The sequence below is a fragment of the Nocardia sp. NPDC004068 genome, from assembly GCF_042874315.1.
Lineage (GTDB): Bacteria > Actinomycetota > Actinomycetes > Mycobacteriales > Mycobacteriaceae > Nocardia.
In genome coordinates this window covers 493,738-511,771 of record NZ_JBIAMW010000002.1, presented here as the reverse complement: position 1 = coordinate 511,771, position 18,034 = coordinate 493,738, and the positions used below count along the sequence as shown (strand labels likewise).

Genomic DNA, 18,034 nt, shown 5'->3' with positions numbered 1-18,034 from the left:
CTCATCGTCGGTCGGCCGGTCGCAGCCGTCGCGCCGCGAGGCGGCGCTGCCATTTGCCGCTGGTGGTCCGCGTGAGCCAGTGCGGCTCCACCAGATGCACCCGCACGTGGGGGAAGCCGAGTTCGCGGGTGACCCGGCGCTCGATCGTCTCGGCCAGCTCCGCGGCGGCGGCGTCGCGCAGCGTTGTCTCGGCGATCACCGCGATGTCGTCGCGATCGCATCCGTCGGGAGCGCTGACGGTTTCCGCGACCGCGACGCAATGCGCCCGGTAGATCCCCGGTGTCGGGCGGACGATGACCTCGATGTCATCGGGAAAGTAGTTCTGGCCGTGCAGGATCAGCATCTCCTTGCGCCGGCCGGCGATGAAGTAGTCGTCGTCGACGCGGACCGCGAGGTCGCCGGTGCGAAGCCATCCCCGGTCGAACAGGGCCTCGGTCGCCTCGGGATCGCCGAGATATTCGGTGGTGACCATCGGGCCCCTAATCTGAATTTCGCCGAGCCGGCCGGCGCCGAGTGGACGGCCGTCGTCGTCGACCAAGCGAATACTGGCGCCGGCCACGGCCCGGCCGACCGATACCAGTTGTTTGGCTCGCGGGTCGTCGCCGGTGACCCGGCGGACGCGTCCCGCGGTGGCCAGCTCGTCACGGTCCACGTCGATGATCCGAGCGGGCGCGCCGGGCGGCGGAAACGTGACGGGTAGGGTCGCCTCCGCCAGCCCGTACACCGGATACATGACGCCGCTCTCGACACCGAATGCCGCGAAGGCCCTGTCGAACCGCTGAACCGTGCGGGCCGACACCGGTTCCGCGCCATTGAACGCCAGTCGCCACCGCGACAGGTCCGGTCCGGGGCCGCCTTCCGAAACCGCTTGCGCCAGTAGGTCATACGAGAAGTTCGGCCCGGTCGTCAGTGTCCCGCGATGGTGGCCGAAGTACTCGAGGTAGCCGCGCGGATCGCGGAGGAAGGCGCTCGGCGAGAACACGTGCACCGCACCGCCGTTGAGGAATTGGGCGAGGTGACCGAACAAACCCATGTCGTGGTGATGCGGAACCCACTGCACCAATACGTCGCCGGTGGTCAGCTCGGCGCTGTCGACGATCGACCGCAGTCCGCTCATGACGGCCCGATGCGTGAGTATCACGCCGCGCGGCCGGGCGAGACTTCCGGAGGTGTACTGCACGACGGCGAGGTCGTCCTCGTCCACCTCGGGCAACGATCCGGGGTGCTCGCCTCCGGCGAGCGGAAGCCGATGGACTCGAGCCATCACACCCAGCCCGGCCAGCCGATCGACCAAATCGGCGTTCTCGGAGTCGATCACGAGATGCGAGAGGCCGCCCGCGCCGATGCCCGCGATCCGCCGCATGCTCCGACCCGAATCGCCCACCACCTGCGGGCTCGGGAGCACGCTCACCGCGGCGCCCGCCGCCATGACCGCGAAGACGCCCGTCACCAATTGCGTTCCGGCAGAGGCGATCACACCGACCACCTCGCCGGGCCGCACTCCGGCCCGGAGCAGACCGCGCGCGGTCGACCGCACCGTGCGCGCCAGTTCCGCGGCGCTCACCGTCGTCCCTTGCCCGGGGAAGACCGTGGCGGTCTCCGGCGCCGTCTCGGCGAGCGCCCACAGGGCCTCCGTAACCGTACGGCCCTGCAAAAGCCGACGCTCATCGCGGCGCATCGAGTCTCCTTGTCCCACGGGCGAACCCCGTCATGCCGCGTGCGAATGGCCGTATTCATCGGAACACGGCGCGGCTGAAGAATATCCCGAGCCGTTTTCAGCCCGGAGTGAGATACGAAGTCGGATAGCTATTTCGAACGAGCTTAGCACGAATTATCCGATGCGGGAATGCGATTGGACGCCACCTGCCGCAAACTTATTGGTGCGTAAGGCAAATAGGCCAGTCCAATAATTATTGGATCAATGGCGACCGCGCCGACCTACTCTGGATTACCGGAATTCCCTCCACTGTTGCCGGGTACCTGGGAGATGGTCGAATGGATGCGGACGCGGTCGATATCTCGTTCCGCCTTCCGCGTGACTGGCCGCCCGGAGGACGGGTGCCCGACCCGTCCGTGCGATGGCCCCGCGCCGCTACGGATTTCCCGAATCTGGCCGTGGCCGCGACGCTCGTCGTCCTCGATCATTACGGCGCGCCACGCGACGGTTGCCTCGGCATCCGTACGGCGGCAATGTCCCAGGTGCAGCCTTTACATTGGGGCACCGCGGATTTCGGAACGGCACGCGAACACCTCGACGCGGTGGCGGCCCGCATCGCCGAGTTGGAGCGCCGCCCGCCGTGTGAGGATCCCGGCATCCGGCGCTACCCCGTCGTCGTGGACTTCGCGCGCGAGACCGCCGCGGTCCCACCCGCGGACGTGGTCCTCGACGGCGACGAGTCAGGTCTGGTCGTCCGGCGCTCCGAGGCCGCGGTGGCCGCGGGCGCCGCGGGACGACTGCCGGGGCACCTCGAGGTGGTGATGCGCGCGCTCCTCGCGCGCGCGGATCGGCCGGTCGCGACCATCTCGCCGCTGACCGAGGCCGAACGGCACGCGATCCTGGTGCGGCGCAACGACACCGGCGCGCCCTACCGGCGGGACCGGACCATCCCCCAGTTGGTGGACGAGTGGGCATGCAGCACGCCGGAGGCCGTCGCCGTGCGGTGCGCGGGCGCCGGGATCACCTATCGGGAGCTGGTCGCACGGGCGAACCGGCTGGCCCGGGCGATCCGCGCAGCCCGGCCGGAACCGGACGCCCCGGTCGCGGTGTGCGTGCCCCGGGGCATCGACATGGTGGTCGCGAAACTGGCCGTGCTGAAGACGGGGGCTCCCTACCTGCCGATCGACCCCGGCGACCCCGGGACGCGCGTGGCGACGGTGCTCCGCATCGCCTCGGCCGAACTCGCCGTCGTGTCGGAGCAGACCGCCGCCCGGATGCGATCGGCCTGCCCGATCGTCGACCTGTCCGACCTCGCCCGGTACGACGACGGTCCGATCGAAATCCCCAGCGCGCCAACCGATCCGGCGGCGGTGTTGTTCACCTCGGGGTCGACCGGTGAGCCGAAGGCGGTGCCGCTGACCCACCGGGCGATCACCCGGATCGCCGACCGCCCGACCTGGCTGCCGCTGTGCGACTCGACTGTGCTCGCGCAGTCCTCGCACGCCGCCTTCGACTGGTGCGCTTACCAGATCTGGGGTGCGCTGATCAACGGGGCCCGGCTCGTGGTGGTGCCCGACGCGGTCCTGTTGTCACCCCGTGCGCTGGCGGCGGCGATCGAGGCGGAGGGGATCGATACGTTGTGCGTGACCACGGCACTGTTCCACGACCTGATCGGCCGGGATCCCGCGGTGTTCACCGGCGTGGCACGACTGCTCGTCGCCGGGGAACGGCTCCGGTCGGACGCGCTGCGAAAGGCATTGCGGCACAGTCTCCCCCGGCACGTCTACAACCTCTACGGCCCCACCGAGAACGGTGTGTACACCACATACCACGAATGCTCGGCGGCCGACTCGCCCACCGTGCCCATCGGGCGGCCGGTACCCAACACCACCGTGTATCTGCTCGACCGCCGCCGAGCGCCGGTCGCGGACGGCGTCGTCGGCGATCTCTACGCCGGGGGCGACGGACTGTCTCCCGGCTACCCGGGCCGCCCGGGCCTGACCGCGGAACGCTTCGTACCCAACCCCTTCGGGCCGGGCGTGCTGTTCGACACCGGCGATCGCGCGCGCCATCGGCACGATGGCGTTCTCGAATTCCACGGCCGTCGCGACTTCCAGTGCAAGATCAGGGGTTTCCGGATCGAACCGGAGGAGGTCGAGACCCAGCTGATCCGCTGCCCGGACGTGCGGCTCGCGGCGGTGGCGCCGTCCGCGGACACCGGCACCGACCGGCATCTGGTCGCCTTCGTCGTTCCCAGCGGCGGCGCGACCGCCGACCTCGAGGAGATCCGTCGTCGGCTCGGCGCGGCGCTTCCGGCGGCCGCGGTCCCCGGCCGATTCGTCATCATGGAGGAACTGCCCTTGAACACACACGGCAAGATCGACCGCGGCCGACTGGCCGAACTGGCCGCCGAACCCGACCCGACCCCCTCCGACGATGTCGAGATCGCGGTGGCCGCGCTGTGGCGCGATGTGCTGCGGGTCGATCGGGTCGCGCCCGACGACGACTTCTTCGCCATCGGCGGGGACTCCCGGCTGGTGACCCAGCTCGTCCATCGGGTGAACACCCTGTTCGGCGCCGATATCGAACCCGTCGAGCTGTTCGAGGAGCCGACCGTGGCGGGCTTCGCGCGGGTGATCCGCGCCCGGCGCGGCCACGCCGCCCCAACCGCCGAGCCGACGGCCCCGGCGAGCGCCGCGCCGCTCACCTGGCCGCAGGAAAGCCTCTGGGACACATGCGTTCTGGCGACCGGCGGCCCGCTGTACAACGAATCCTTCACCGTCACGATCCGCGGGGACCTGGAGCCCGACGCGCTCGCGGCGGCCCTGGACGACCTGCTCGCCCGGCACGTCGCCCTGCGCACCGGTTTCGCCGAAACCGACGACGGGGTGGTGCAGCGGGCGGCCGACGTGCGCACCCTGCCGCTCACCCGCTCGGACCTGTCCGGACTGCCGAGCGAGGATCGGGCCGGGCAGGCGGAGTCGCTGAGCACGGCACAGGCCCGGATGCCGTTCGGCCTGGACCGCCCGCCCCTGGCCCGCGCCCAGCTGATCCGATTCGGACCGGACCATCACGAATTGCATGTGGTCGCACACCATTTGGTCGCGGACGGCATCTCCTTCAGCCGCGCGCTCGCCCCCGATCTCTACGCGCTCTATCGGTCGCGCACCGGTCACCCCGGCGACGCGCCGCCGCCGGTGCCCATCGAGTGGCTCGACCACGCCCGGACGCAACGAGCCGAGGTCACGGCGACGTCCTGCGCGCCGCGACTCCACCGGGTCGCCGAGCGACTGCGGGGTGCACGGCCCACCGAATTGCCGCTGCCGCAGCCGCGTCCGCCGATCTCGTCGTTCCGGGGCGCGCGGCGCACCCATCGCCTCCCCGACGGTGCCGGTGCGTGGGTGACGACAATGAGCCGCACGCACGGCGTGACGCCGACGTCGGTGCTGCTGTCGCTGTTCCAGATCGCGCTGTACCGGATCACCGGCGCGACCGATCTGCTCACCGGGCTGGTCCAGGACTCGCGGCCGTCGCCCGAATGGGACCGGGTCTGTGGGCATTTCGTCGAACCGGGCGCCCTGCGCTGCGATCTGAGCGGAGATCCGGCGTATCCGGAGATCCTGGCGCGCACGCACGCCGCCCACATCGCCTGCCAGGGGATGCGGACCCTGCCGCTCGCCTTGGTCGAACAGCAGGTCGCGTCGCCGCTGTTCCGGATCGCGTTCTCCACCCAGCCCCGGACCGAGGAGGTGGGGCCCGGCTGGTCGGTGCGGTTCAACACCCTCGACAATGGGACGGCGCGGCTCGATCTGACCCTGTTCGCCCGCATCGAATCCGATTCGGTCGAGCTGGTTTTCGAGTACGCGACCGATGTCGTGCCCGTCGCCGTCGTCGATCGCCTGGCCGACGCCCTGTGCGACACGATGACGACCGTCGCCGCCCGGCCGGACACGCGGCTGTCCGACCTCGCCGCCCCCGCAGCCGACGAGGTCGCCGCGGCCACCCGGCGAACCGTCACCGAGGCATGGGCGGCGCAGCTCGGGGTGCCGCCGCGCTCGCGGCACAGCGACTTCTTCGACGCGGGCGGCACATCGGTGCGCGCCTCCCGGCTGATCGCCACCGCTCGGCGGCGCTTCGACCTGGATATCGCGCACACGAGCGTGTTGACGAGGGCGTTCCTGCGCGATTCGACGGTCGACGGATTGGCGGGCGCGTTGACCGCCGCGCTGGCCCGGCACGACGCCCCGCACCGGCCCCCGCCCTCGGCGCACATCGACTTCGAGGCGGAGGCCACCCTGCCCGACGACCTCGAATTCCCCGGCCGCCCAACGGTTTCCCGGGACCGGCCGGAGTCGGTGCTGCTGACCGGGGCCACGGGTTTCCTGGGCAGTCACCTGCTGGCCGAGTTGCTCGGCGCGACCGATGCCACGATCCACTGCCTGGTTCGCGCCGGGACCCGGGAGCGGGCCGAGGAGCGGATCAGGGCGGGTCTGCGAACCTACGGCGTGTCCGACGAGATCGACCCGGAGCGCGTGATCGCGACGCCGGGCGATCTCACCGAACCCCGATTCGGCCTGTCCGACACCGACTTCCGGCGGCTCGCCGAGGAGGTGGACGTCGTGTTCCACAACGCGGCCTGGGTCAACTTCATCTACCCGTACGAGACGCTGAGACCGGCCAATGTCGGCGCGACCATCGAGATCCTACGACTGGCCGCGACGGGGAAAACCAAACGGCTCCACTATATTTCGAGCCAGGGCGTATTCGCCTCGCAGGGGCTGGCCGGGGTCGCGCGGGTCGACGAGAACACCGTCCCCACCGACCCGCACCACCTGCTGATGGGGTACGTGGAAACCAAATGGGTGAGCGAGATCCTGCTGCGCCGGGCCCGGGAGCGAGGACTGGATGTCAGCGTGCACCGGCCGCACGACATCGGCGGCGACTCGCGCAGCGGGCGCTGGAAGTCCGACGGGTTCGTGCCCGCGCTGATCGCTGGGTGCGCCGAGATCGGCTGCGTGCCCGACTATCCCCTGCCGCTGGATCTCACGCCCGTCGACATCGTCGCCCGCGCGATCGTCGACCTGGCACTGCACCGGGAGCCGGTCGCGCCCTCGTGGAACCTGAACAATCCGCGCTACGCGAGGGTCGGCGACCTGGCGCCGGTGCTGGCCGACGCCGGGCATCCGGTCGATGTGCTCCCGGCGGCCGAATGGCTCGAGCGGCTGCGGCGGCACACCGACCGGCGACCGGATTCGGTCCTCGCGCCGTTCACGCACCTGTTCACCGAGCGCTGGACCGACCGCGACCTCAGCGTGGTCGAGCTCTATCTCGAGGGCCGCATGCCCGTGATCGACTGCTCGGCGACATGGGGTTCGGTCGGTGCGCCCGGGACCGCGTGTCCGCCTGCGCGGCAACTGCTTCCGCGCTATGTCCGGTACCTCTCCGAGGCCGGTTTCCTCCGCACGGCAGGCAGGTGATCTTCCATGTCCCTCGAGCAGCGACGTCATCCGCTCGGCCCCGACGAGGTCGAGGACTTCCATCGCCGCGGCTACGCGGGCCCGTTCAAGGTCTACGAACCGGACGAGATCGCCGCCTGCTGGCGGCGGGAGCGGATCCGCCTGATGGACCGCGGCGACGCCGCGTATCAGCTGCCGGACGGCGGCGGCGCGATCACCAATATCGCCAACTACGATCGCCATCTCGACAACGCGTTCCTCGCTGAGCATGTGTGCCGCCCGGAGATCGTGGATCGGATCGCGAGCATCCTCGGTCCGGACGTATTGTGCTGGCGCACAGAGTTCTTCCCGAAGTATCCCGGCGACGAGGGTACCGACTGGCATCAGGCCGACACCTTCGCGCACGCCTCGGGCGCGCCGCAGATCGTCTGGCCGGGCGACGACGATTTCGGCGGGACCATCACGGCGTGGTGCGCGTTCACCCCGGCGACGGTGGACACCGCGTGCCTGCAATTCATTCCGGGCACCCATCGGACCAAGTACTACGACGAGAGCAAGGGCCTGCACTACTCGCCGGAGCGGTACAACAACACCGAGAAGCACGGTGTGCGACGGGGTTTCTTCGGTTACGACTACCGGCAGTTGCAGATCGACCCCGACTGGTCGCCGGACGAATCCCGCGCGATCTCGATGGAACTCCAGCCCGGGGAGGTCGTCCTGTTCTGGTCGACCCTCATGCACGCCTCGCATCCGCACGCGGGCCACACCCGGCAGATGCGGCTGGGGTTCGCGAGCCGATACGTGCCGACCTCGGTCCGGGTCTACCCCGGCACCGACACCCTCACCGAGTACGACACCGAGATCGCGCTGGACCGCTACGGCGCGGTGCTGGTCAGCGGGCGAGACCACTACGGCCACAACCGCATCGCGACCACGACGACGACCGGCCGCCCGTTCCGCACCCTCCCCGCGCTGCCGTGACCGCCCTCGCCGAAACCGACGACGCTGGGCGGCGGCTGCACGAGTGGTTCCGCACCGGGGCCCGCGTGAATCCCGACGGCGGCGCGTTACTGCTCGGGTCGCGGGTGTGGACCTACGCGGAGGCCGAGGACACCGCCCGGCGCTGGGCGGGCTCCCTGCGGTCCGCGGTGCAGCGGCCGCGGCGGGTCGGGCTGCTGGCCGCGCACAGTGCGGAATCCTATCTCGGCCTGCTCGCCACGCTGTTCAGCGGAGCGGCGGTGGTTCCGCTGAATCCCGTTGTGCCGCAATCACGTAATGCCGAACTCGCGCGCCGGGTCGGATTGGACGCGCTCGTCGTGGACGCGGCGGGGATGCCGCAGATCCCGGCGATCCTCGACGCGGTTCCGTCGCTGACCGTGCTGGCGCCGAGCATCCCCCGCCCGCCGGGCCGTCCGGGCGCGGTGTGGCTCGGGCCCGCCGACTGCGCCGCGGGGGCGCTGGACCCGCTGCCCCGGCCGTCCGCCCGCGATATCGCCTACGTGTTGTTCACCTCCGGCTCGACCGGGCGGCCGAAGGGTGTCCCGATCAGCCACGCGAATATCGACCACTTCCTGTCGGTCGCCCACGACCGGTACCGGCTCGGCCCCGGGGACCGGGTGTGCCAGGCCACCGAGCAGACCTTCGACGTGGCCCTGTTCAACCAGTTCCTGGCCTGGGGAAGCGGCACCCTGCTGTGCCCGGCATCGCCTCGGGAACGGCTCCAACCGGTCGAGTTCGTCGACGAGCACGACATCACCGTGTGGTCCTCGGTGCCGGGAGTGATCGCGTTCGCCCAGGCGCAGGGCATGCTCCCGCCCGGGAGCATGACCGGACTGCGGTGGAGTCTGTTCGCCGGTGAGCAACTGCGCCGGGAACACGCCGAGGCATGGCAGGCGGCGGCCCCCGGCTCGATCGTGGAAAACCTGTACGGCCCAACCGAACTCACCATCGTCTGCACCGCGTACCGGTGGCGCCCGGCGGCCTCGCCCGCGCACTGCGTCCACGGCGCGGTGCCGATCGGGGAGCCGTTGCCGGGCACGCGGACGCACGTCCTGCCGGACCCCGCCGCCCCCGGACGCGGTGAGCTGTGCGTGCGCGGGCCGCAACAGTTCGGGGGTTATCTCGATCCCGCCGACGACGCGGGCCGCTTCCTGCACCACGAGGGCAGGCGCTGGTTCCGCACCGGAGACCTCGTGGAAACACATCCGCAGGCGGGTCTGGTCTTCCTCGGCCGCGCCGACAACCAGGTCAAGATCCGGGGCCACCGGGTCGAACTCGGCGAGATCGAGGCGATCTTCCTGGCACATCACCCGGTGACCGAGGCCGTCGCCGTCGTGCCGAGCGCCATGGCCGACGCGGTGGTCGTCTTCTACTCGGGCCCGCCCATCGCCGCCCAGGAGTCACGGGCGCGACTGCGCGAACTGGTTCCCGAGTACCTGGTTCCCGCGAGAATCATCCGGCTGCCCGCCCTGCCCCGCACCGCGCACGGCAAGGTGGACCGGATGCGGCTGCGCGAACTCGCGGCCGAATGATCAATACCACCAGGGCAATTCGTCGTGACCGAAATCGTGGAAGTCGCCGAACCGGCCGGAGCCGTGTCAGTCGCGGGTGAACCGGTAGGTGATGTCGGTGAGCGCGCCGACATCGATCTGCGAGATCCCGGTGATGCCCAGGTCCACGCAGTGGTCCAGAACCAGATAGGTGGGTGCGGCGCCGTTGGTGGCGCCGAGCAGCGCGTAGTAGTCGCAGCTGCCCCACAGGCGGGGGCCCACCGCGACCGTGCCGTCCCGCGCGGGGTTGAGCAGGGCCATGTACTGGTAGAGGTCGGTCGCCTCACCCGCGCCCGCGTTCTCGGTCCACAGGTAGTTCAGCAGCGGCAGCACATAGTCGGTGACGTCCTTGTCCGTGGCGTCGTCGGAGGCGGCCAGCCGGTATTGATGGAACAGGACATCGGAATGGCTGAGCTTCTCCCCCGCCTCGCGCTCGGCGTTCCACAGCAGAACGGCGCCCTCGTCCGGGATCGGCGTCGCGAGGTATTCGGAGGAATCCTCGGTCGCCGCGCTCCACGTCGTGCGCATGGCCCGCCCGGTCCTCGATTTGGGCCAGTCCACCATTGCCGAACGGTAGAACTTCTCGAACAGCGCCCTCCGGTCGGCCAACGCCTTGATCTGCGCGTCGGTGCGCGCGCCCGCGGCCTTGGCGACCGCGTCCATCCGGGCGGCCCGGTCCCGGCCCTTCCGCACGCAATTGTCGTAGACCACTTGGAGTTTCGCGGCCCTGGCGTGTTTGACGTGCTCGGGTTCGGGGACGGCGGCCACGTCCTCGCCCGGGGCGGGGGGAATATCGAACTGGTCATTGGAGGTCATTGCGCTGCCTTGCGATCCGATGAATCCCCCTTCGATGGCAGTGTGCGCCGACTCGGTCGACCCCACCCGGCAATCAGCAAACAAACCGCAGGGTCAATTACCGTCTGGCCGTGCGTGTTTCACGCGGTTCAGTCACTGCGCGCGGCGAACAGTCGCCCCGATCCGGACGGTCGCGATCAAGTGCCGCGGTCAGCGCCGCCCAGAGAAGGTAACACCTGTGCACCGCTTCGCTCCCTGATCACCGAAACACACACGCTCACTCCACTATTGGACGCCCTCGGCCGATTCGTGCACGCCGCGCGTCGGTGCGGCTACGGCGGCGTGGGTTGCCGTCGGCTCGAGGCCGTCGGTGGATTCGCGCGCCGCCCGCCGGGCCAATATCGCGATACCCGCGATCATCGGAACGCTGACGGCCAGCGAGACCCAGCCGGTGCCCAATCCGAGACCGTCCGCGCGCGACGACGCCAGCCAATCGGTTACCGACGCCCCCAGCGGCCGGGTCACGATGTAGGCCGACCAGAACGCGGCGACCGCGCCCAGGCCGAGCCAGCGGTGGGCGAGGCCGGGGGCGACGAAGGCGACGGCGAACAGGATCGCGGACGGGAGGTATCCCAGGCGGAGCGTCGCCGCGGTGAGGTCGCCGGCGACGGTGCCGAGCGCGAAGGTGATCATCACCGTGGCCCAGTAAAAGCTGTCGCGCCGACGGGTTGTGATGCTGTGGATCGACAGCGTGCCCTCGCTGCGGTACCACAGAAGGAGGGTTGCCGCGAGCAGCGCCGCGAAGGTGAGGGTCGAGGCGGGCAACGGGATTCCGACCACGAAGTCGACGATGTCGGCGGCCATCGTGCCCACGATGCTCACGGCCACCACGGCGGTCCAATAGGTCCATACCCGATACGCGGGGGCGCGGAGCTGCCGCCACAGGCAGACGATCAGCAGGACCGCTCCCCCGCCGACCGCCGCGACGGGCGGCACGGTGTTGACCAGGAAGTCGGAGAAGGTCTCTCCCATCCCCGTGGAAAGGATCTTGATCGCCCAGAACAGCACGGTGATCTCGGGTACCTTCGCCGCCCGCGGCCGCGGCGGCGAAACGGCTTCTGCCTCATGTTGTGTCACGCGCGCAGGCTAACGACAAAACCCTGAACGAATGTTGTGAGCCAGAAGTTGCGCGACGACGCCCGATGTGCGCACGCCTAGCCGGATTCCTGGCGTGTCGTGTCGCGAAAGACGGCCAGGCACGCACTCAGCCACACCCCGCCCAGCGCCCACCCGCCCGCGATATCCGTCGGCCAGTGGACACCGAGGTAAAGCCGCGAAAGACCCACGGCCACAATGAATATCACGGCCACGGTGATCAGCGCGACGCGAACGGCACGTCGTCGCACCCAGCACAGGCCGACACAGGTCACCACACCCACCACGACGACCGAGCCGAGACTGTGGCCCGAGGGGAACGCCGGATTGGTCTCCACGACGAGGTGGTCGGCCACCGGCGGCCGGGCCCGTCCGATCAGGTGTTTCGTCGAGACGACGAGCGCTCCGGCACCGGCCGTGGCGACCGCCACGGTCACGGCCGCGGCCCACTGCCGCCGCCACACCAGCAGCGCCCCGGCGAGGACGGCGAGGGTGAGCATCGCCGAGGTGCCGCCCACGTCCGAGACCGCCTTCGCCGCCGTTGTCACTCCCGAACAGCGATGCGCGACAACCCAATTCAACACCGGCTCGTCGACGACGGTGGCGCCGGTGTGGCCGACCACGCTCACGATCAGCGCGGCGGCACACGCCACGAGCAGTGCCCACCACGCGCGTATCCGCCGCATCGCCGTCGCGACGCGCGTCATCGGTGGTATCTCCTTCAGGGTGGTGGCGGGTTCCTCGGTCATCGGGCCACCGTGGCAGAACCCCGCTGAGGACACGCTGAGAGCGTGCTAGCGGGGCAGGTCGATGGTCACCGTGGTGCCGTGCGGAGCGGCGTCGCCGAGCCGGATACGGCCGTCGTGGGCGGTGAGGATCTCGGCGACGATGGCCAGGCCGAGCCCGAAACCACCGGTGTCGCGCGCGCGGTCGGTCTGCACCCGGTAGAAGCGGTCGAACACGCGGTCGCGGGCCTCGGCGGGGATGCCGGGGCCGTCGTCGGTGATGGTGAGGTGCGCGCTGTGCTCGTCGGCGGTCAACAAGATATCGATGCCGGTCTCGGCGTAGCGGGCGGCGTTGTCGAGGATGTTGCGCACGGCCCGCGAGATCTGGCGGGAATCGGCGGTGACGCGCACCGGGCGGGTCGTGCAGGTGACCCGCAGACCGGTGTCGCCGCGGATGCGGTCGGCCTCACCGGTGAGCAGATGATCGAGGTCCACATCGGTGCGGCGCACCGGGAGTCCGTGTTCGTCGGCTTGTGCGAGGAGCAGCAGATCGTCGATGAGGTGTTGCATCCGCGCGGCCTCGGGCAGCAGGGTGTCGCGCACGAGCGCGGTGTCGAGCATGTCCGGGCGGGCCACGCCGAGCTCGAGGCCGGTGGTGATGGTCGTCAGCGGGCTGCGCAGTTCGTGGGAGGCGTCGGCGACGAAGCGGCGCTGGGCCGCGCGGCCCGCCTCGAGCCGGGCGAGCATGTCGTTCATCGTGTGCGCCAGCGCCGCGATCTCATCGCGCGGCACCGGCACCGGCACCCGCTCAGCCAGACCACTTCCGCCGATCGTGGCTACCCGGGCGCGGATCCGCTCGACCGAGCGCAGCGAACGCCCCGTCATCACATACGCGGTTCCGGCCGCGACCGCCACGATCAGCGGGCCGCCGATCGCCACGAGCGCGGCGACGAGTTCGACGGTGTCCTCGATCTCGTCGTCGTCCATCGCCACGATCACCGTGTACGGACCGTGCGCGGTGACGAAAGTGGCCGCGCTGAGCCGTGTTTCGCTGTCGTCGACGCCCGGCAGATCGTGCGCGACCGATCCGGCGGGCGGGCGCGCCGCGGTCAGCGGCCGCCCCGGACCCCGCACCACCGCCCCGCCCGCGTCGAGGATCTGCACCGCCGCGACACGGGCGTCGGTGGCCAGCACCGTCGGATCCAGTGCGGCGACCGGCTGGGCGTTCAACTGCTCACCGATCTGCTCGATCCGGGTGGTCGCGGCATCGTCGGACGTCGTGATCAGGGACCGGTAGAGCACCAGCGTCAGCGACACGGTGGCGACGATCAGGCTCGTCGCCACGACCACCGCCACGATCAACGCCGACCGCACCCGCAACCCCCACCGGCGCGGATGCCACGCGGATCGGATCCAGGGCACGGGACTCCTTCGGGAACGGGTGGCGACGGGTCCCGGAATCGGGCACCTCGGGACCATTCTGCTGGCCGCCGCCGGACACCCTCGAAGTCACCCCGACCGCGCCCATGCGATGTAATCGCGGAATGCGGATACTGCTGGTCGACGACGAGATCCGTTTCGCGCACACCCTGCGACGCGGGCTGGTCGCGGAGGGCTTCGTGGTCGAACTGGCCCACGACGGACCCACCGGCCTCGAACTGGCCACCATCCACCCGTTCGACGTGCTGATCCTCGACATCATGCTCCCCGGCCGCAACGGCTACGAGATCGTCCGGGACCTGCGGCAACGCCAGGTGTGGACGCCGGTGCTCATGCTCTCGGCCAAGGACGGCGAATACGACCAGGCCGACGCCTTCGATCTCGGCGCCGACGACTACCTCACCAAACCGTTCTCCTTCGTCGTCCTGCAAGCCCGCCTGCGCGCCCTCGCCCGCCGCGGCGCCCCCGAACGCCCTCCGATCCTCACCGCCGGAGACCTCCGCCTGGACCCCGCCCAGCGACGGGTCATCCGAGGCGGCACCGTGCTGCGCCTCACCCCCCGCGAATACGGCGTCCTGGAATTCCTGATGCGCCACAAGAACACCGTCGTCACCAAAGCCGAAATCCTGCAAGCGGTTTGGGACACGCACTACGACGGCGACGACAACGTCGTCGAGGTCTACATCGGATACCTGCGCCGCAAGATCGACGCCCCGTTCGGCACCACCACCATCCACACCGTGCGCGGCGTCGGCTACAGCCTGCACGATCCTGTGGGGTAACTCAGAACCGATTCAGATCGTCGGCGAATCGAACACTGCCCGAGAAGTGGGTCGTGATGGCCTGCCGGGCAGCTCCCTGCTTGGCCTCCGGGACCGCATTGTGGGTCAGGACAACGGATTTCACCTCGGCGCGCTGGGCGAGGGTGCCCACGTCCTCGGGTGCGAGGTGGTCCAGGCGCATGTGGTTTTCGAATTGCGCCAATTCGGTGGCGGAGATGTCGGGGCGCTGGCCTCGGAGGCCGTCGACGGCGGTCGCGACGTCGGCGATCTCGCTGACGAGCAGATCGGCTCCCCTGGCGAGCTTTTCGACGTTCGCGCTGGGGCCGGTGTCCCCGGTGTACACGATGGACCGATCGGGGAGATCGAACCGGAACGCCAGGGACAGTTCACCCGCCGAGGCCGGATTGCCCGCGACCGACGCGTAGTGCGAATTGGCGGCGGCCGTGACGGGAATTCCTTCCACCGTGACGCGCTCTCCGTCGTGAATCTCGGTCACGGTCAATCCGTTCGACGGCGCGGTACCCGCCCGGAGCCGCACATCGGCGGGGGCGAATCGGCCGACGGCGTCGAGCAGTGTGGTGACGAATGACGCGATGCCGGGCGGACCGTAGATCGTGAGCGGTTTGAACATACCCATCTGATATCGGCGACTGAGCACGCCGAACAGCCCGGCGACATGATCGAAATGCAGATGGCTCACGAAAGCCGAACCGACCACGTTCAATCCGATGTCGACCTTCTCCAGCTGATCGACGATCCCGTCGCCCAGATCCACGAGGAGATGACGGTCGCCGGAACGCAGCAGATTCGCGGGCTGCGCTCGCCCGGTCTGCGCCGACGGCCCCGCCCCGGTGCCGAGGGTGATGAATTCCGACGGGCCGGTCGGGCGGGGCGGCGCGGCATGCTGATCGGAGCTGGCGCCGCACGCGGCGAGGACCGAACCGGACAGCGCGGCCAATCCGACGCCGCCCACCGCCCGGGTTAGGAGGCGACGCCGGTCCAGATCGGGAACGTGTATCGACATGGGTTTCCCGTTCCTGTCAGCGATCCGGGTACAGGACCACCCGGCCCACGAGATCGGTGGCGGTCTCCAACAAGGTATGGGCGTCGGCGGCCCGCGAGAGCGGGAACCGGGCGGCCACGGTGATGCCGATCAGACCGCGCGCCAACAGATCCAGCACGATGAGCGCGTCCTGATGCCTGGCCCCGCGTACCCCGACCGCGGTCATCTCCAGCCGCGTGAAATCGTGCATCGACAGGGGAAACGCCCCGCCGCCGCGCTGGGCTCCGGCCGCCGGGCAGATGCGCCCGCCCAGGGCCAGGCTGTCGACGGCGAAACCGAACAGCTCGGCGTTCCCGGTGTAGTCGACCGCGTGGTCGACACCCCGCCCGCCGCTCCACTCCCGAACCCGCCGGACCGCCGCCTCGAGATCGTCGGTGACGACGACCTCCTCCGCGCCGAGCGCGTGCAGCGCGGCGGCCTTCTCCGGGTGTCGCGTCGTGGCCGCGACCCGGGCGCCCGCCAGCCGGGCCAGCCGAATCGTCGCCTCCCCCATGCCACCCGACGCCCCGCACACCAGAATCGTCTGTCCCAGCGCCACATTCAGGCGATCCCGGACCACCCGATGGGAGGTCGCGTACGGCCACAACGTCACCGCCGCCTGTTCGAGATCCACGTGCTCGGGCAGCGGCAACCACAGGTACTGATCGCGCACCAGGTACTGCGCGTACGAGCCCAGCCCCGCGTGACCGGGGATATCGATACCGGTGGAGAGATTGCCCAGACCCCGGTAGGTCTCCTCCGCGCGGGGATTCTCCGGATGCACGACGCCCACGACCGGCTGTCCGGGCCGCAGGGTCGTGACCTCCGACCCGACCGCCACCACCGTCCCCGACGCCTCCCGCCCCAGCTGCTGCGGCATGGGCAGCGCGCGCCGCCCGGGTAGCTGAACACCTTGCACCTCACCGGTCCGGTAGCGCAGATCCCACCCCGAGACCGACGCCGAATGCACCGCGACGAGCACATCGGTCGGGCCGACCGGATCGAGGGGATACTCGTCGTAGATCAGGCGCTCGGGTCCACCGTGTTCGAAGATCCGCACCGCCTTCGTCGTCCTCATGTGATCCCTCTCGTCATCGCCCACGCCACGCCGTGGGCGGCTGGGAATTCACAGTGCAGGACGTCGGCCCGGTCCCGAAAGAGCGATCCTGACGGACAGGACCGCACTGGCGTGTCACGGCTCCGGCTGCTCGAAACGCGCGGCGACGTCCCGGAGGACAACAATGCGCTCGCCGAGTTCCCTTGAGACACAACCACATCCGCCGGAGACACGGTGCGGTGGTCGTCCGTCAGGTGAGGTGAGGGGCGATCATGACGTGCACGGCGTCCTCGCCCCGAACGCGTCCGGCGAGGGTTTCGACGGCGGTGGCGACCTCGTCGAGGCCGAAGGTGTGGGTGTGCAGCCGCTCGAGCGGGTACTTGCGGGATTCGATCAGGCGCAGCGCGGGTTCGAACGCCCGAATGTCCTGGGACCACAAGCCTTTCAGGGTCAGTTCCTTGGCGACGATCTTGTCCGGCACCAGACCCGGCACCGTGGCGCCCGACCCCTTCACCCCGGCGAGCACGATCGTGGCGCCGGGCTTCGCGATCTCGACCGCGTCCACGATCGGCCGGGTCGATACGGCGGTCACGTCCACCACGACGTCCGCGCCTGCCCCACCGGTGAATTCGGCGACCGCGGCGACGGTGTCGTCCTCGTCCGCGACGATGGTGTGATCGGCGCCGAACTGCCGCGCGAGGTCGAGTTTGTGCGCGTCCTTCGCCAGACCGGTGACGATGATCCGCCCGGCGCCCGCCTCGCGGGCGGCGACGACGCCGGTCAGGCCGCGCTGCCCGCAGCCGAGGACGACCACCGTATCCCCGGCCTTGAGCCCGGAATCGTGTGCGGCCCAACGGATTCCGGCGGCCATGGGCTGATACATGGCCGCGAGTTCGAGCGGCAGATCGGCGCTGAGGCGGTGCACCACCGTGCGCGGCTCGAGGTACATGTATTCGGCGTACCCGCCCCACAAGCCGGGCGCGACAGCGGTCGGCAGGTAGCCGTAGGCGTTCAGCGCCGCCCCGGGCCGCACGCTGCGGCAGCGGCGGTAGTCCCCGACCAGGCAGGCGCGGCAGTACCCGCACCCGAGGACGGGCTCGACGGCGACCCGGTCCCCCGCGCGCACGCCCCAGCGCCGCGCGGCCTCGGAACCGATCTCGGCGATCGTGCCGACCGGCTCGTGGCCGGGAATGAGCGGGTAGCCGACGCCCAACGCGGCGAACCCGCCGTCGTACTGCTCGACGTCGCTGCCGCACATCCCGCACGCGTCCACGCGCAGCAGCGCCGCGTCCGGCCCGATCACGGGCAGGTCGAATTCCTCGATCTCGTATCGGCGATCGGCGACCTGCACCGCCGCGCGCGCCTTCGTTCCCATG

12 protein-coding genes are annotated in these 18,034 nt (G+C 70.2%); 4 read left to right on the top strand and 8 right to left on the bottom strand.

All coding sequences use genetic code 11. The annotated features are described in order from the left end of the window. Position 1 precedes the first annotated feature (1 nt). Positions 2–1,678: an AMP-binding protein gene (locus ACFYTQ_RS06450; RefSeq protein ID WP_387357611.1), complete on the bottom strand. Its 1,677-nt coding sequence runs from the start codon at positions 1,676–1,678 to the stop codon at positions 2–4. 380 nt (positions 1,679–2,058) lie between these two features. Between ACFYTQ_RS06450 and ACFYTQ_RS06445 the strand changes: the two genes are divergently transcribed. Genes ACFYTQ_RS06445 through ACFYTQ_RS06435 form a run of 3 tightly spaced genes read left to right on the top strand, consistent with a single transcriptional unit; the run spans position 2,059 to position 9,644 of the window. Beyond that, on the top strand, positions 2,059–7,134 hold the full coding sequence (locus tag ACFYTQ_RS06445; protein WP_387357610.1) for an amino acid adenylation domain-containing protein: 5,076 nt from the start codon (positions 2,059–2,061) through the stop codon (positions 7,132–7,134). Between the two features lie 6 nt (positions 7,135–7,140). After that, entirely contained in the window at positions 7,141–8,094 is a 954-nt protein-coding gene (locus tag ACFYTQ_RS06440; RefSeq protein WP_387357609.1) for a chlorinating enzyme, read from the top strand. Then, positions 8,091–9,644, top strand: a complete 1,554-nt coding sequence (locus tag ACFYTQ_RS06435) for an AMP-binding protein (RefSeq protein WP_387357608.1) — start codon at positions 8,091–8,093, stop codon at positions 9,642–9,644. The genes ACFYTQ_RS06440 and ACFYTQ_RS06435 overlap by 4 nt, the downstream gene beginning before the upstream one ends. A gap of 66 nt (positions 9,645–9,710) precedes the next feature. Here the strand turns inward: ACFYTQ_RS06435 and ACFYTQ_RS06430 are convergent, their stop codons facing one another. The 4 genes from ACFYTQ_RS06430 to ACFYTQ_RS06415 form a co-directional block, all read right to left on the bottom strand. After that, on the bottom strand, positions 9,711–10,478 hold the full coding sequence (locus ACFYTQ_RS06430) for a hypothetical protein (protein ID WP_387357607.1): 768 nt from the start codon (positions 10,476–10,478) through the stop codon (positions 9,711–9,713). Positions 10,479–10,742: 264 nt separating this feature from the next. Beyond that, positions 10,743–11,594 (bottom strand): hypothetical protein, encoded by an 852-nt coding sequence (locus ACFYTQ_RS06425; protein WP_387357606.1) that lies wholly within the window; start codon positions 11,592–11,594, stop codon positions 10,743–10,745. Positions 11,595–11,671: 77 nt separating this feature from the next. Beyond that, positions 11,672–12,361, bottom strand: coding sequence for a phosphatase PAP2 family protein (locus ACFYTQ_RS06420; RefSeq protein WP_387357605.1), 690 nt, complete (start codon positions 12,359–12,361; stop codon positions 11,672–11,674). Between the two features lie 45 nt (positions 12,362–12,406). Further along, the gene (locus ACFYTQ_RS06415; RefSeq protein WP_387357604.1) at positions 12,407–13,759 is read right to left on the bottom strand and encodes an ATP-binding protein; all 1,353 of its coding nucleotides are present in this window, start codon (positions 13,757–13,759) and stop codon (positions 12,407–12,409) included. Positions 13,760–13,881: 122 nt separating this feature from the next. Between ACFYTQ_RS06415 and ACFYTQ_RS06410 the strand changes: the two genes are divergently transcribed. After that, on the top strand, positions 13,882–14,559 hold the full coding sequence (locus ACFYTQ_RS06410; RefSeq protein ID WP_387357603.1) for a response regulator transcription factor: 678 nt from the start codon (positions 13,882–13,884) through the stop codon (positions 14,557–14,559). 1 nt (position 14,560) lies between these two features. Here the strand turns inward: ACFYTQ_RS06410 and ACFYTQ_RS06405 are convergent, their stop codons facing one another. The 3 genes from ACFYTQ_RS06405 to ACFYTQ_RS06395 all read right to left on the bottom strand — a co-directional run bounded on the left by ACFYTQ_RS06405 (position 14,561) and on the right by ACFYTQ_RS06395 (position 18,033). Then, on the bottom strand, positions 14,561–15,583 hold the full coding sequence (locus tag ACFYTQ_RS06405; RefSeq protein ID WP_387357602.1) for an MBL fold metallo-hydrolase: 1,023 nt from the start codon (positions 15,581–15,583) through the stop codon (positions 14,561–14,563). 16 nt (positions 15,584–15,599) lie between these two features. Further along, on the bottom strand, positions 15,600–16,679 hold the full coding sequence (locus ACFYTQ_RS06400) for a zinc-binding alcohol dehydrogenase family protein (protein ID WP_387357601.1): 1,080 nt from the start codon (positions 16,677–16,679) through the stop codon (positions 15,600–15,602). A gap of 229 nt (positions 16,680–16,908) precedes the next feature. Next, a complete protein-coding gene (locus ACFYTQ_RS06395; protein ID WP_387357600.1) occupies positions 16,909–18,033 on the bottom strand; it encodes a zinc-binding dehydrogenase in 1,125 nt (374 codons plus the stop codon). Between the last annotated feature and the right edge of the window lies 1 nt (position 18,034).